The sequence below is a fragment of the Oerskovia douganii genome, from assembly GCF_015142735.1.
Classification (GTDB): domain Bacteria; phylum Actinomycetota; class Actinomycetes; order Actinomycetales; family Cellulomonadaceae; genus Oerskovia; species Oerskovia douganii.
In genome coordinates this window covers 13755-28102 of record NZ_JACSPN010000009.1, presented here as the reverse complement: position 1 = coordinate 28102, position 14348 = coordinate 13755, and the positions used below count along the sequence as shown (strand labels likewise).

Below are 14348 nucleotides of genomic sequence, written 5' to 3'. Positions count from 1 at the left end.
GCTCGTGGGAGGTCAGGCGCCGCCCGGCCCGTCGAGCTCGACGTCGACGACGAGCGCCCGGTGGTCCGACAACCCCGTGTCGACCGCCCGGCCCGGCGCGAGCGGCCGGACCTCGCCGTCCGCCAGCACGTGGTCGATCTGCAGCATCGGGTGAGCCACCGGGTACGACCGTGCGACCACCAGAGGGCTCCACCCCGTGACGATCGCCGGGGTCTCCGAGCGCAGGTTCAGGTCACCCAGCAGCACGAGCGGCCGCGGCGCGCCCTCCAGCCCCCGCGCCAGCCGCTCCAGCTGGTGCTCACCCCACCCGTCGAGGAAGCTCAGGTGCGTCGCGACCACGGTCAGGCGGCCCTGCGGCGTCGCGACCACCGCCACGACCGCGGTCCGCGGCTCGTCCCACCCCCACCGCAGACGCCGACCCCCAGCCCCTCGGGGCAGCGGCCGCCACCACGGGCGGCGCGGCAGCGGCAGCGTGCGCCACTCCAGCACCGGGAAACGCGACAGCAGCGCCACCCCGTACTGAGACCGCCCGCTCGCCCCCCACCGGTCCAGCGTCGGCGCGAAGCGCACGTCGACCGCACCCATGGCCTCTGCCGCCACCCGGGCGAGGTCGGCCCGCCCCGAACGGCGCTGGTTGCGGTCCACCTCCTGCAGCGCGAGGACGTCCGCGTCGAGGTCCGCCACCGCACGGGCGAAACGGTCCACGTCCACGACGTCGTCCGCCGTGGACCGACCGTGCAGGATGTTGAAGGTCGCAAGTCGCATCGCACCGATTCTGCCCCCACCCCGGGAGCGCCGCCCACCGTCGGGCCCGCGCCCTGCACCCCCGGCCACGCAGGCCTAGGCTCACGCCATGGCCAAGTACTTCGACGTGCACCCCGTCGACCCCCAGCCCCGCGCGATCGACCAGATCGTCACGCTCCTGCGCGACGACGCCCTCATCGCCTACCCCACCGACTCCTGCTACGCGCTCGGCGCCCGGATCGGCTCCCACAGCGCCACCCAGCGCATCCGCGACATCCGCCATCTCGGCGACAAGCACCACTTCACCCTCGTGTGCGCCGACTTCGCCCAGCTCGGGCAGCTCGTCAAGATCGACAACGCCGCCTTCCGCGCCATCAAGGCCTCCACCCCCGGCAGCTACACCTTCATCCTGCCCGCGACCGCAGAGGTCCCCCGACGCCTCGCGCACCCCAAGAAGAAGACCGTCGGCGTCCGCATCCCCGACCACGCCGTCACCCAGGCCATCCTGCGCGCCCTCGGCGAACCCCTGCTGTCCAGCACCCTCCTCCTGCCCGGCGAGGACGAACCCATGACCCAGGGCTGGGAGATCAAGGAAGCGCTCGACCACCAGGTCGACGCCGTCGTCGACTCCGGCGACTGCGGCACCGAACCCACCACCGTCGTCGACTTCTCCTCCGGCAGCGCCGAGGTCGTCCGCGTCGGCGCCGGCGACCCCACCCGCTTCGAGTAGCCCCACCCGTCCGGGCCGACCCCCTCAGGACCCCCCGGCCCCCTGCACCGGACCCGTCCCCGGACCCTTCCCCGGCCACCCGATGTCGATCTCCGGCAAGAACTCCCGCAGATCGAGCACCAGCGCCAGGTCCCGCAGCACCCGCACCGCATCCTCCTTGGTGACCAGGCTCGCGTCCGACTCGACGTGATCAGCCACCTGGGTGAGCAACGCCGTCGAGATCTTCACGCGATCCCGGTGCGAGACAGGCCCGCTCACCACGCCCGCCCCCGCACCCGTCCAGCCCCGCCCCCAGGAACGCACCCCAGCATCGTCATGCCGCCGAGCGTAGGGGCGCCGCACCGCACAGGTCCATGCCCCGTGACCGACACCCCACCGCCCGACCGGCACGACCAGCCCCACCCGCCCTAGCATCGACACCATGAGCAGCCAGGGCCTCACCCACTCCCAGCACAAGATGGCCGACGCCGGCGTCCACCGCACCGCGATCGACGTCTTCAGCCGCTTCTACGCACTCCTCGACAGCGGCGCCACCGGCACCGTCCCCGAGACGGACGTCCAACCCCTCACCGGCGTCACCCATCGCGACGACCTCACCGTCGCCCCCGACGACGCCAACGCCGCCCTCTCCCGCACCGTCCTCATCAAGCTCAACGGCGGCCTCGGCACCTCCATGGGCATGGACCGCGCCAAGTCCCTCCTGACCGTGCGCGACACCGACGACGGTGCACTCACCTTCCTCGACATCATCGCCCGCCAGACCCTCGCCGCCCGCTCCACGACCGGCGCGCCCCTCCCGCTGCTCTTCATGAACAGCTTCCGCACCCGCGACGACACGCTCGCGGCGCTCGCGGCCTACCCGGACCTCGCGGTCGACGGCCTGCCCCTGGACTTCCTGCAGAACCGCGAGCCCAAGCTGCGCGCGGACGACCTCGAGCCCGTGGAGTGGCCCGCGGACCCCGACCTCGAGTGGTGCCCGCCGGGCCACGGGGACCTCTACACGGCCCTGGTCACGTCGGGGGTGCTCCAGCAGCTCCTCGACGCGGGCTACCTGTACGCGAGCGTGTCCAACTCCGACAACCTCGGGGCGGCCCCGGACGCGGCGATGGCGGGCTGGTTCGCGGCGTCGGGAGCCCCGTTCGCGGCCGAGGTGGCTCGCCGGACCCCTGCGGACCGCAAGGGCGGCCACCTGGTGGTGCGGCGCTCGGACGGTCGGCTGGTGCTGCGCGAGACCGCGCAGACGCCGCAGGAGGACCTCGCCGCGGCGGGGGACATCGAGCGTCACCGGTACTTCAACACGAACAACCTGTGGCTCGACCTGCGGGCGCTGGCCGCCGAGCTCGACCGGACCGGGGGAGTCCTCGAGCTGCCGCTCATCGTCAACCCCAAGACGGTCGACCCGACCGACGCGTCGTCGACGCCCGTGATCCAGGTCGAGTCCGCGATGGGCGCGGCGATCGAGGTCTTCGAGGGCCCGACCGTCATCGAGGTCGACCGCAGCCGCTTCCTGCCGGTCAAGGCCACGAGCGACCTGCTCCTGCTGCGCTCCGACGTGTACGAGCTGGGGGAGGACTTCACGCTCGCGGCCCAGGTCGGGGCGCCGCTCGTCGACCTCGACAGCACGTACTACAAGCTCGTCGGGGACTTCGACGCGCGGTTCGGCCGGGGGGCGCCCTCGTTGCGGGGCGCGTCGGGGCTCACGGTGCGGGGCGACTGGACGTTCGGCCGGGGTGTGGTGGCCGAGGGGAGCGCGGTCCTGCAGGACGCGGGTGAGCCCTCGGCCGTCCCGGACGGCGCGCGCGTGGGGCCCGAGGGCATCGTCGGCACGGTCTGACGCGTGCCCTGCCGCGGACCGCTCGGCGTCGTCGCGCTCGGACCTTCTGGCGGCCCCCCAGGGCGCTGACACGCCCTGAGGGGCCGCGAGACGCCGTCGGGCAGTTGCTGGTGCCCGACGGCGCCGCGCGGCCGGGAAGGGGCCCTCGCCGGGCGCACGGAGGGTCTCAGGCGGGGACGTCGACGATGCGGCTGTCCCCCACCGCGGGGGAGAGGGTGCCGCTCGCCGCCGCCGCGCCGTCGGCGTCGAGCGCCCCGAGCCGTGCCGGCGGGACCAGGAGGCGGAAGACGGCGGACCCCGCGTAGTCGGTGCCCTCGAGGACCGCGCCGTGGGTCTGGCACCACTCGTGCAGGACGTTGCCCATCCGGCCTGCGTCCGCGTGCGGGACCTCGACCGTGACCTCGACCATGATCTCGCGGCGCAGCATCGGGGCCATGTCGAGGGTCTCGCTCACGGCGTTCGAGTAGGCCCGCACGAGCCCTCCCGCGCCGAGCAGGACCCCGCCGAAGTAGCGCGTGACGACCGCGACGACGTCGGTCACGTGACGGTGCCGCAGGACCTCGAGCATGGGGATGCCGGCCGTCCCCGACGGCTCGCCGTCGTCGCTCGACCGCTGCTGGTCGGCGTGCGTCCCCACGACGAGCGCCGTGCAGTGGTGCCGGGCGTCCCAGTGCTCCTTGCGGACGCGAGCGATCACCGCCTCGGCGTCCGCGACGGACGTGACGGGGTGCAGGAGCGTGATGAACCGCGACTTCTTGACCACGAGCTCGTGCTCGACGGGTCGGGCGACGGTCGAGGGGAGCGGCGCGCGCTCGGGGGAGAACGGGGCGGAGGACATCGTCGGCCAGCCTAGCCAACCTGGACTTGTGGTGGCGCAAGTCCAGGTTAGGGGGCATAACCTTGACGTGACGAGCGACAAGGAAGGGTTGTCATGACGGACGAAGGTGCCGGGAGGGCCGCTCCGGCGGGTGTCACGTGGCCGCCGCACGGTGCCGAGGTCAGGCCGTGGGCGTCGGCCTCGCGCGGTCCGCGCGAGGACCGCATGCTGCGTGAGATCACGGTGTCGTTGCCACCCCTGATCGCGGACCTCGCCTACGTCCCGTCGGCCGAGGAGGCCGCAGACATCGAGCGGGCCGCGGTCGACATCACCCGGCTCGACGCGGTCCACGGGCCCGTGCTCTCGTCGTTCGCGACGTTCCTGCTGCGCACCGAGGCGGTCGCCTCGTCGCGGATCGAGCGTCACGACGCGAGCCTGGCCGACCTGGCCAGGGCGACGATCGGCATGAAGGCAGGGAAGGACGCCCAGGTCACGGTCGCCGCCGCCCGGGCGGTGTCCCGGCTCGTCGATGCCGCGGGCAGCGCGGGGGTGATCGAGCTCGAGGACCTCCTGGCGGCTCACCGGACGCTCCTCAAGGACGACCCGCTCGACGGGCCCACCGCGGGCAGCCTCAGGACGGTGCAGAACTGGATCGGCGGGTCCGACTGGTCGCCACGCGGGGCGGTGCACGTGCCCCCGCCGCCCGAGCTCGTGCCCGGGTACATGGAGGACCTGATCGTCTTCCTGGGGCGCGAGGACCTCCCTGCCGTGGCGCAGGCGGCCATTGCGCACGCCCAGTTCGAGTCCATCCACCCGTTCACCGACGGCAACGGGCGGATCGGCCGCGCTCTGATCGGGGCCGTGTGGCGGCGGCGTGGGCTCGCCCCGACGCTGGTCGTCCCGGTCGCCTCGGCCATGCTGGCCGACACGGGGGAGTACTTCTCCCGCGTCAACGCCTACCGGGCCGGGCAGGTCGCACAGTTCGTGCGGTACCTGGCGACCAGCGCCTCGGCTGCTGCGCGCGAGGCCCGGATCTCCGCCGACAACCTCTCCGAGCTGCCGGCGGCGTGGCGGGGGGAGGTGCGCCCGCGGGCAGGTTCGGCGGCGGCGGCGATCCTGGACAGGTTGCTGGACCACCCGGTGCTCGACGGGGACCTCGCCCGGCAGGTCGCCGGGACCTCGTCGGCGGCCGCCTACGAGGCGCTCCACCGGCTGACCGAGGCAGGGGTGCTGTCGCAGCTCTCGACGTCCCAGCGGCACGGGGTGTGGGCGGCCACCGAGGTGCTGGGCGAGATCGACGACCTCACGCGTCGCCTGCGGGAAGGCTGATCGACGGAGGCGTCCGACGGCTCACCGTCGTCGCCTCTTGGAAATAGTGTGCCAAGCGGATAGGTTCGCTCCATGGTCACCGACGACACCGACTCACCGCAGGACGCCTCGACAGCCGAGGAGGCCCCGCAGGAGGAGGCCCATGCGCTCGCCCCGCGCTACCCCCGCCCACCGGTCACGCGCGACGAGGCCGAGTGGGTCTGGCGCGAGCTGTCGGTCGGAGCCATGCACGCTGCGACCAAGCCGGAGCTGGTGCGTCTGGCGGTCGTCGTCGGGCTGACGCGCGCGACCGGTGCCCGGTACTCGGATCTGCTGCGGTGCACTGTCGACTCGCTGGACCTCGGGCCCGTCGGCGCGCAGGTGGGGGAGGGGAGCGTCGTCGTCCAGCACGGCAAGCACAGGACGGTGCGCGTGCACCGCCTCGAGCCGGGCGTCGTCATGGTCCTGCGCCGCTGGCTGGACGTCCGGGAGGACCTCTGCGCCGAGCTCGAGGGCTCGGTACCGCGCGCGCTGCTCCTGACGGTCCACCACACGCACGACAACGGGGTGACCGTGGCGAGCGGCCTGCCCATCACCAAGCAGGGGCTGGTGCTGTCCTGGCGCAGGTTCGTGCAGCGCACCAACGCGCGCTACGGCGGGGTGCGCCCGCCGCTGCCGACGCGCTTCGAGCAGGTCCGCCGGGCCTGGCACGCGGACGTCACGGACGAGGCCGCGTCGCCCGGGTAGTGCCGCGAGGAGACGGCCCGACGGCGTCGCTCACCCTGTGGGCCCGGCCTGCGCGGGGGAGCGGGGAGGGGCGGGGGAGAGCTCCTGGAACACCGTGACCTGCAGCCCTGCGGGTGCCTCGAGCCGCGCGTTGAGCGAGTCCCACGGCGTGCGGACGGGTGCGGCGAGGAGGGTGGCGCCGCCGTCGACGAGGTCGGACGTGACCGACGCGGCGTCGGTGACCTCGAACGCGACGCGCAGCCGGGGGGCGACCTGCCGGCCCACCTCGACGTCGTCGATCATGCGTTTCTGCGCGGGGTTGGCGATCTCCAGGGTGGCGCGGCCGGCGTCGAGGATCGCGACCTCGGCGTCACCCTCGCCGCTGTACGCCTCGAGCTGGGGGAGGCCCAGCGTGTCGCGGTAGAAGGTGAGCGCCGCCTCGTAGTCCTCCGCCTCGACGACGAGACGGAGCTGCAGGACGGGGGGACGTGCGTCGGTGTCGGTCATGGGTCCACGGTAGCCAGAGATCGATCATCTGCTTCCGTTGTTCGAGGAATAAATAGTGTGCCAAGCGTCGAAACGACACCACACCAGTCAGTTGTCCGACTCGCCAGACAGCCCAGAAGGACAGGGGCGAGGGGAAAGGCCCCGGACCGAGGGGCCGGGGCCTTTCGTCGAGGGAGCTGATCGGACCTGAGACGTCAGCGAGGGCGCGCTCGGGGACCGCGGGCCGAAGGACCCGTCACGGCCACCAGGAGCGTGGGACCGTGAGAGCGACGAGTCCAGCCAGGGCGACGGCGGCCACGACCAGGAAGAGCCCGCTCCCGTCGAGCGTGGTCGCCGCGTACCCGACCAGGGCGAGGCCCTGGCTCGCGGCCTGGACCGCTCCCGCACGTCGCAGGTCCAGCAGGAGGACGGAGCGCTCGACGCGACCCGCTCGGGGGACGCGCGCGACCCACCAGGACGCTCGCAGCACGGTCTGCGCGAGAGGGAGGAGCAGGAAGACCACGGGCGAGAACGCCGTGTCCGCCCCGAGCATCGCGGCACCGCCGGCGAACAGGACGAGCTGGGGGACCGGGGTGTGCGGGCGGACGAGGACGACCACCGTCAGGAGCACGCCCACCACCACGCCGCCCACCGGAGACGGGACCAGGCCGTGCACCGCGAGGACGCCGAACAGGAACGTCGCAGCGGCCAGGACCACCCGCAGGTGCCTCCCCGAGAAGGTGGGCCCCGTGTCCACCTCGTTCGCAGGAGGGCCGTGGGGCTCGTCCGACCGGTCGACGGGCAGTGCGTTCATCGGGTCACCCCTCGCTGGCTGTGGCGTTGCCGTCGAGCGGCGAGCTCGAGGGCGGACCGTGCGCCGCCCGGCCCGGAGGACGCGGCGCTCCACCGGACCACCACGACCCCTTCCCGTCGGACGGCCTCGAGCCGCTGCTCGCGCTCGAGGCGGGTGATGCGCCAGGCCAGGGCGGCGCCGGGCTCGTCCCGGGGGACCTCCACGGTCGGCAGGATGTCGACCGCGACCACCGGGTGTCCTGTGGAGCGCCACGTCTGGGCGATCGTGGCGCTCTCGTCGTCGAGGAAGGTCGAGAACATGTACACGAGCGCGCCCGCAGGGATCTGCGGAGGACGCATGCGACGACTGGGCTCGCCCACGGGGTGCGCGAGCGCGAGCGCATGGACGATCCGCTGGAGCTGACGCTTGCCCGCGGCCGGCGGGAGAGGGCTGCGGACCCAGCCGAGGTCCTCGAAACCCACCCGGTCACCGCCGTCCAGCGCGGTCTGCGCGACCGAGGCTGCGGCATGGCGGGCGATGTCCAGCGACGTCGCCCGGTCCATCGGCAGCGGGCCACGTCCGCGCCAGGTCGTCACGTCCGGCCCCACCTCGTCGCGCGAGTCCAGCACCAGCACGACGGTCGCCTCTGCCGTCGCCTGGGTCCGCCGGACGTACAGCGTCTCGAGCCCGGGGGACCGGCGCGCCGTGGCGCGCCAGTCGATGCGGCGCAGCCGGTCACCGGGAGCGAACGGGTGGATGTCCCGGAGCTCGGTACCGTCCCCCAGCCGACGCGTCGTGTGCGGGCCGGTGAGCCCCGCGAGCTGTCGCGGCAGGGGGAGCAGGCCCAGGGGTCGTGCGGTGGGCAGCACGAGCGTCCCCGGCGCCTGGACCGCGTCCGGGACGGACTCGAAGGCGCCCTCCGGCCCCACCCCGACGTGGTCGACCCTGAACATGCGGTGCGGCCCCGTGCGTGCCGAGTGCGTCGTCAGGTCGAGCGTCCTGGTCCGGTCGACGAGGACCGTGACGTCCGCGTCCGCGTTCCCGGGGCTGGTGACGCGCAGACGGACCGGTGTGGCGTCGTCGGGCACGTCGAGGCGCAGCCGCGCCCGCAGCTCCCCCGGCCGCCGACCCGTGGCGTCCGTCGGGACGAACGTCGCGACGACGCCCTCGCCCCGTGGACGGGTCGTCCACCCCCAGGCCGCCCCGAGCAGGGCGGGTGCGCCGAGCACGGCGACGTCCGCGCGCCCGGCGAGGAGGCCGGTCGTGAGGAGCACCAGGCCCAGCACCACGCCGCCGGCCAGGCTCGTGGTCTGCTGCCAGCTCGTCAGGCGCCCGGTCGTGGCGAGCGAGGTCATCGCGTCGTGCTGGCGACCGCAGCGGGGCCGGGCACGCGGTCGAGGATGGCTCGGACGATGGCCTGCGGCTGCGCGTTCGACGCCCAGGCCGTGGGGGTCAGGGTGAGCCGGTGCGCGAGCACCGGGACGGCGACCCGCTTGACGTCCTCCGGCAGCACGTAGTCCCGGCCGTCGAGGGCTGCGACGGCACGCGCGAGCAGGACGAGGTTCTGCGACCCGCGGGGCGAGGCGCCGACCTCGAGCTGCGAGTCCGTGCGCGTCGCCGCGACCAGGTCCACGCAGTACGTGAGCACGTCCGGGTCGACGTCGGTCGCCTCGACCCCGGCCTGCATCGCGAGCACGGTCCGTGCGTCGACGACCTGACGGACGTCGGCCTGCTCCTGGCGACGGTCGAGACGACGGCGCAGGACCTCGCGCTCGTCGTCGCGGCCCGGGTACCCGACGCCGAGACGCACCATGAAGCGGTCAAGCTGCGCCTCGGGCAGCGGGTAGGTGCCCTCGTACTCGACCGGGTTCGACGTCGCGAGCACGTGGAACGGGCGCTGCAGCGGATACGTGCTGCCCTCGATCGAGACCTGCCGCTCGGCCATGGCCTCCAGGAGCGCGGACTGCGTCTTGGGCGCCGTGCGGTTGATCTCGTCCGCCAGGAAGACGCCCGTGAAGACGGGGCCCGGGCGGAACACGAACTCGGTCGTCGCCGGGTCGTAGACCGACGAGCCCGTGATGTCCGCGGGCAGCAGGTCCGGGGTGCACTGGAGTCGCGCGAAGTCCAGCCCCAGAGCGGTCGCGAGGCTGCGTGCGGCGAGCGTCTTGCCGAGCCCGGGCACGTCCTCGAAGAGCACGTGCCCGCCCGCGAGGATCGTGGCGAGCGCGAGCTCGAGCGAGTCGCGCATCCCGACGATGGCCGTGCCGACCTCGTCGAGGATGCGGCGGCCGTGCGCGGCCACCTCGGGGATGCTGAGCGCGGGGGCAGGGGAGTCCGTCATCGGGTTCGCCTCTCGGTGCGGGTGGCTACGGGGTGGGTACGTGGTGGCTGCTTGCGGGGGCGTCGGCCAGCGCCTCGACCGCGCTCACCCAGGTCCGCAGGACGTTGATGGTCGGCGGGCGGGTGTCGGACGTCATCTGCCGGTGCACCGTCGGACCGAGCCTCTCGGCGGCCGCCTCGGCCTGCGCGGGGTCGGTGCTGAACAGGTCGATGCCCTCGTCCGCGAGCGCCGTGGCCGCGAGCGCCCGGACGCGTCGGTGTGCGCGTTCGCTGACGCGTCCGTGGGAGCCGTGCATGGCCCAGGTGAGCTCGGAGAGGTCTCGGCGGGCGCCGTCGCGGTTGACGTCGGGGAGCGCGTGGTGCTCGGCGTCGTACCCGGGGTCGGTGCGTCGGTAGAGGACGAGGAGGACGAGTGCGCTGGTGGTGAGGGCGAGGGTGTGGGGCAGGTCGAGGCCGAGGAGGGCGAGGAGGAGCCCGGCCGTGCCGAGGAGCGCTGCGTGGGGGAGGAGCGTGCGGTCGGCGGTGATCCGGTGCTTCATGCCGTCGTTCCTCGCGTGTCCTGGGGGGTGCTGGTGTGGACGTCGTCGGGGAGGGGGTCGTCGTCGGGTGGGGTGAAGGCGATGGCGAGGCGTTCGAGGCAGTGGCGGGCGGTCTCGACGTCGTGGGGGGTGAGGTCGTGGGTGGTGAAGCGTGCGCGCTGGTAGAGGCCGAGGAGGGTGGTGACGGCGTCGGGGTCGGCGGGGGTGGCGTCGAGGACGGTCGTGGTGAACTCGGTGGGGGTCTGGGCGGGGTGCCTGCGGTGGCCGGTGTCCGCGGCGGCGTCCTCGAGCGCGATCCAGGCGGCGGTGACGGCGTCGCGGGGGGTGCCGGCGGTGTCGAGCAGGTGTCTGGCGTGCTTGACGCCTCGGCGGAGGGCGGGGAGCTGGACGTCGAGGGCGGGGATCGCGAGCGCGTCTCCTGCGGTGACGTGGTGGCGGGGGGTGCTGATCTCTGGGGGTTCGAGCCTGCGGCGGCGCAGGTAGACGATCGTGATGACGACGAGGGCGACGGCGACCACGAGGGCGAGGGCGGTCATGTACTGGCCGATGGTGAGGCCTGCGGCGCGGTCGTCGAGGCCTTCGCGGAGGAGCTCGACCTCCGGGGGGTGCTCGTCGACCGGGGGCGGGGGTGGTGGCGTGGAGGTGTCGGGTCCGCTGGAGAGCCACCCGGGGCGGTGGTAGGTCCAGCGGTTGCCTGCGGCGGCGCCGACGAGGACGAGAGCGATCAGGACGACGACACCCCCCAGTCGTGTCCGCTTGCTCATGCGGGTCGGTTCCTCTCGGCGTGGAGGCCTGCGGTGGCGGCGGCCAGGAAGGCGGCGGGGTCGTCGTCGAGCCCGCGGCCCATGGTGGACAGGCCGACGGGGGTGGTGCGCAGGGCGCTGAGGAGGGCGGCGTCGGCGTCGGCGTGGACGAGGCGGTGGCGCCCGTGGGGGGCGGCGAGCCGTGCGGCCTGCTCGGTGATGCGGGTGGTGAGGGTGGTCCCCCACCCGGGGAGGGCTTCGACGTCGGGGCTGGGGACGGGGACGACGACGTCGCTGGCCGCGAGCGCCACGCGGCCGTAGGCGGTCAGGGAGTGGTGGGAGATGCCGAGGTGGCGGTCGCGGGGGTCTGCGCCGGAGACGCGCAGGGAGGCGACGGGGAGGCCGCCGAGGGTGGCGGTGGCGTTGAGGGCTTCGCCGGCGGCGACGCCGGAGAAGCCCCAGCGGGTGCCGGTGCCGAGGTTGCCGGGGCCCTGGGTGACGATGGTGAGGTCTGCGCCGGTGACGTGGCGGGCGGCGAGGAGCCCGGTGTGGACGGTGACGGCCTCGTGGTCGCCGCCGTAGGCCTGGCCGACGGTGAGGCAGGTGTGGAGCCATCCTGCGTCGCGCAGGCCGGCGACGGTGCGGGAGAACGCGGCGGGCAGGGCGCCGCCGTCGGTCATGACGTAGGCGATGCGGGGGGCGGGGCGTCCGTCCTGGGCGGCGGCGAGGCGGGCGCCGGCGACGATGGCGGGCAGCGCGGAGTGGAGGTCGGCGACGACGACGGGCATGCCGTGGAGGTCGTCGGCGTCGCGCAGGGTGTCGTGGTGGGGGGACTCCTGCTCGTCGACGCCGAGGACGAGGGCTTGCAGGGGGGTGTAGCGGGCCTTGACGAGGTGGCCGGGGCCGGGCGCCGGGTCGGTGGGGAGCGCGTCGGGGAGGGCGACGACGAGGGCGTAGCCGCCGGTCCCGAGGCCGCGGGCGAGGGCGCTGACGTTGAGGAGGACCTGGTCGCCTTCCTGGGGGTCGCCGACGACCTGCGTGTAGGCGAGGGCGCGCACGGTGCGGGGGCGTTCCTCGGCGCCTGGGGCGGCCGTGGAGGGCAGGGGGTGGTCGAGCTCGACGGTCAGCTCCTGCGCGCCTTGCCAGGCTCGGCCGCGGGAGATCACCCTTGCTGTACGCCACGTCATCACACGGGTGAGGATAGCGTTCGTTAGCGTGGGTGCCGATGCCTGATCAGACGAGTCAACCAGTCAACCCTGCCGCGAGGCTTCTGAACCTCGTGATCGCCCTCGTGAACACGAGCGTGTCGATGACGAAGCAGCAGATCCGCACGAGCGTCGCGGGGTACGCCGACGCGCCGTCCCCGGAGGCGTTCGAGCGCATGTTCGAGCGCGACAAGGACTCGTTGCGCGACCTGGGGATACCGATCGTGACGGTCGACGCCGGGGGGCACAGCGACGACGTCGGGTACCGGATCGACCAGGACGCGTACGCGTTGCCTGCGGTGGACCTGACCCCGGCGGAGTTCGGGGTGCTGTCCCTGGCGGCGCAGTTCTGGCAGGACAAGACGTTGCGCACGGACATCTCGCGCGCCCTGACGAAGCTGCGGGCCGCGGGTGCGGGGGAGGTCGCGAACGACGCGGTCGCGGGGCTGGCTCCGCGGGTGCGGGCCGTGGGCGACGCGTACGGGCCGCTGCTCGACGCGATCGACGCCCTGCGGGTCGTGTCGTTCACGTACCGGGCGGCGTCGACGGGCGAGGTGCGGACGCGCACGGTCGAGCCGTGGCGGATCGCGGCCCGGCGGGGCGGCTGGTACCTGCTCGGGTTCGACCGCGAGCGCCTGGCGCCGCGTGCGTACCGGTTGAGCCGGATCGAGGGCAGGGTGCGGCTGCTGGGCCGCGGGGGGGCTTTCACGATCCCGGACGGGGTGGACGTGGACGCGTTGCTGGGGGCGCGGGCGGGCACGGAGCAGGAGGCGCGGCTGGCGATCGGGCCGGAGCGTGCCGAGGCGTTGCGGGCCCGTGGGCGCAGCGACGGCGACGGTGCGGGCGCGGGTCCGCGTGCGGACGGGCGGGACGTGGTGCACGTGACGTTCACGAACCCGCACGCGTTCGCGGACGAGATCGCGGGGTACGGCGACGCGGTCGTGGTGCTGAGCCCTGCGGAGCTGCGTGACGCCGTCGTGCGCCGTCTGTGGTCCGCGGCGGCTCTGGGGCGGCCGCCTGCCGCGGTGGCCGGTCAGGTCGGGTCCGACGAGCAGGGTTCGACGAGCACGGAGGAGCAGCGTGGCTGAGCGCGCGGACGACCGGTTGGTGCGGCTGCTGGGCATCGTGTCCTACCTGGACGGTGCGGGCGGGGTGCCCGTGGAGGAGCTCGCGGCCCGGTTCGGGGTGTCGACGCGCCAGATCGTGGAGGACGTCGACGCCCTGTGGGTGTCCGGCACCCCGGGGTACTGGCCGGACGACCTGATCGACTTCGACGCGGACTCCCTGGAGCGGGGCGTGGTACGGCTCACGGAGGCGCGCGGCATGACGCGTCCCCTGCGGCTGGGGACGCGGGAGGCGGTGGCGCTCATCGCGGCGCTGCGCGCCATGGGGGAGACCCCGGCGGTGCGCTCGGACCGGGCGCGGGCCGACGTCGTCGCGTCCGTCCTGGACAAGCTCACGGGCGCGACGGGCGAGGCCGCGGCGGCACTGGACGTGCGGCTGTCTCCCGACGGCGCCCCCGAGGTCGTGGCCGCGGTGTCGTCGGCGCTGGCGAACCGGCACCGGCTGCGCGTGCGGTACGTGACGAGCTCCGACGTCGTGTCCGAGCGCGAGATCGACCCCGTGGCCCTGCACACCCAGGACGCGTACTCCTACCTCCTCGCGTGGTGCCACCGGGCGCAGGGGCAGCGCACGTTCCGGCTCGACCGGCTCCTGGCCGCGACCGAGCTCGACGTGCCCGCGGGCGAGCACGACCTGCCGACCGAGGTCGACTTCACGCCCACGGGCGACGCACCGCTGGCGACGATCACGTTCGCGAGCCCGGCGCGCTGGGTCGCGGAGCAGGTCCCCGTCGAGAAGGTCCGCAACCTGCCCGACGGCGCGTTCGAGGTGTCCTTGCGCGTCACCAACCCGGTGTGGTTGCGCCGCCTGCTCCTCGAGCACGCCCGCCACGTCCTGGCGGTCACGCCCCAGGAGGTCGCCGACGACGTCGCGCAGGCCGCGAGCGCCGCCCTGGCCGCGTACGGGCACGAGTTCGGGGACCCGGCCCCGGGCGCGCCGTCCGCGAACTAGGCTGGACGGC

The 14348-nt window shown here is 74.0% G+C and carries 16 protein-coding genes; 6 read left to right on the top strand and 10 right to left on the bottom strand.

The window, feature by feature from the left end:
- Nucleotides 1-12: 12 nt before the first annotated feature.
- Complete coding sequence (locus H9623_RS08710) at nucleotides 13-765, bottom strand: endonuclease/exonuclease/phosphatase family protein (RefSeq protein WP_193719668.1); 753 nt, start codon at nucleotides 763-765, stop codon at nucleotides 13-15.
- A gap of 88 nt (nucleotides 766-853) precedes the next feature.
- On the opposite strand from H9623_RS08710, the gene H9623_RS08705 reads away from it, so the two are divergent.
- Nucleotides 854-1474: an L-threonylcarbamoyladenylate synthase gene (locus H9623_RS08705; protein ID WP_193719667.1), complete on the top strand. Its 621-nt coding sequence runs from the start codon at nucleotides 854-856 to the stop codon at nucleotides 1472-1474.
- Nucleotides 1475-1498: 24 nt separating this feature from the next.
- Here H9623_RS08705 and H9623_RS08700 read toward each other — a convergent pair whose 3' ends face one another.
- Nucleotides 1499-1702, bottom strand: a complete 204-nt coding sequence (locus H9623_RS08700) for a hypothetical protein (protein WP_193719666.1) — start codon at nucleotides 1700-1702, stop codon at nucleotides 1499-1501.
- Between the two features lie 193 nt (nucleotides 1703-1895).
- Here H9623_RS08700 and H9623_RS08695 point away from each other — a divergent pair, with 193 nt between their 5' ends.
- Nucleotides 1896-3308 carry a UTP--glucose-1-phosphate uridylyltransferase gene (locus tag H9623_RS08695; protein WP_193719665.1) on the top strand — a complete coding sequence of 471 codons (1413 nt, stop codon included), beginning with the start codon at nucleotides 1896-1898 and terminating at the stop codon, nucleotides 3306-3308.
- A gap of 166 nt (nucleotides 3309-3474) precedes the next feature.
- Here the strand turns inward: H9623_RS08695 and H9623_RS08690 are convergent, their stop codons facing one another.
- Nucleotides 3475-4146 carry a YigZ family protein gene (locus tag H9623_RS08690; protein ID WP_193719664.1) on the bottom strand — a complete coding sequence of 224 codons (672 nt, stop codon included), beginning with the start codon at nucleotides 4144-4146 and terminating at the stop codon, nucleotides 3475-3477.
- Nucleotides 4147-4239: 93 nt separating this feature from the next.
- Between H9623_RS08690 and H9623_RS08685 the strand changes: the two genes are divergently transcribed.
- Both H9623_RS08685 and H9623_RS08680 read left to right on the top strand, forming a co-directional pair.
- Nucleotides 4240-5454 (top strand): Fic family protein, encoded by a 1215-nt coding sequence (locus H9623_RS08685; protein WP_193719663.1) that lies wholly within the window; start codon nucleotides 4240-4242, stop codon nucleotides 5452-5454.
- A gap of 72 nt (nucleotides 5455-5526) precedes the next feature.
- On the top strand, nucleotides 5527-6180 hold the full coding sequence (locus tag H9623_RS08680) for a site-specific integrase (protein WP_227748407.1): 654 nt from the start codon (nucleotides 5527-5529) through the stop codon (nucleotides 6178-6180).
- A gap of 30 nt (nucleotides 6181-6210) precedes the next feature.
- Here H9623_RS08680 and H9623_RS08675 read toward each other — a convergent pair whose 3' ends face one another.
- The 7 genes from H9623_RS08675 to H9623_RS08645 form a co-directional block, all read right to left on the bottom strand.
- Complete coding sequence (locus H9623_RS08675) at nucleotides 6211-6666, bottom strand: VOC family protein (RefSeq protein WP_193719662.1); 456 nt, start codon at nucleotides 6664-6666, stop codon at nucleotides 6211-6213.
- A 235-nt stretch (nucleotides 6667-6901) separates the two neighbouring features.
- Nucleotides 6902-7459 (bottom strand): hypothetical protein, encoded by a 558-nt coding sequence (locus H9623_RS08670; RefSeq protein WP_193719661.1) that lies wholly within the window; start codon nucleotides 7457-7459, stop codon nucleotides 6902-6904.
- Nucleotides 7456-8793, bottom strand: coding sequence for a DUF58 domain-containing protein (locus tag H9623_RS08665; RefSeq protein WP_193719660.1), 1338 nt, complete (start codon nucleotides 8791-8793; stop codon nucleotides 7456-7458). The genes H9623_RS08670 and H9623_RS08665 overlap by 4 nt, the downstream gene beginning before the upstream one ends.
- Entirely contained in the window at nucleotides 8790-9779 is a 990-nt protein-coding gene (locus tag H9623_RS08660; RefSeq protein WP_193719659.1) for an AAA family ATPase, read from the bottom strand. The genes H9623_RS08665 and H9623_RS08660 overlap by 4 nt, the downstream gene beginning before the upstream one ends.
- 25 nt (nucleotides 9780-9804) lie before the next feature.
- Complete coding sequence (locus H9623_RS08655) at nucleotides 9805-10317, bottom strand: hypothetical protein (protein ID WP_193719658.1); 513 nt, start codon at nucleotides 10315-10317, stop codon at nucleotides 9805-9807.
- A complete protein-coding gene (locus tag H9623_RS08650; RefSeq protein ID WP_193719657.1) occupies nucleotides 10314-11081 on the bottom strand; it encodes a DUF4129 domain-containing protein in 768 nt (255 codons plus the stop codon). The genes H9623_RS08655 and H9623_RS08650 overlap by 4 nt, the downstream gene beginning before the upstream one ends.
- Complete coding sequence (locus tag H9623_RS08645) at nucleotides 11078-12250, bottom strand: DUF3866 family protein (protein WP_193719656.1); 1173 nt, start codon at nucleotides 12248-12250, stop codon at nucleotides 11078-11080. Before H9623_RS08645 ends, H9623_RS08650 begins: the two co-directional genes overlap by 4 nt.
- 35 nt (nucleotides 12251-12285) lie before the next feature.
- Here H9623_RS08645 and H9623_RS08640 point away from each other — a divergent pair, with 35 nt between their 5' ends.
- Nucleotides 12286-13353 (top strand): helix-turn-helix transcriptional regulator, encoded by a 1068-nt coding sequence (locus tag H9623_RS08640; RefSeq protein WP_193719655.1) that lies wholly within the window; start codon nucleotides 12286-12288, stop codon nucleotides 13351-13353.
- Nucleotides 13346-14338 carry a helix-turn-helix transcriptional regulator gene (locus H9623_RS08635; RefSeq protein WP_193719654.1) on the top strand — a complete coding sequence of 331 codons (993 nt, stop codon included), beginning with the start codon at nucleotides 13346-13348 and terminating at the stop codon, nucleotides 14336-14338. Before H9623_RS08640 ends, H9623_RS08635 begins: the two co-directional genes overlap by 8 nt.
- Nucleotides 14339-14348: the final 10 nt, after the last annotated feature.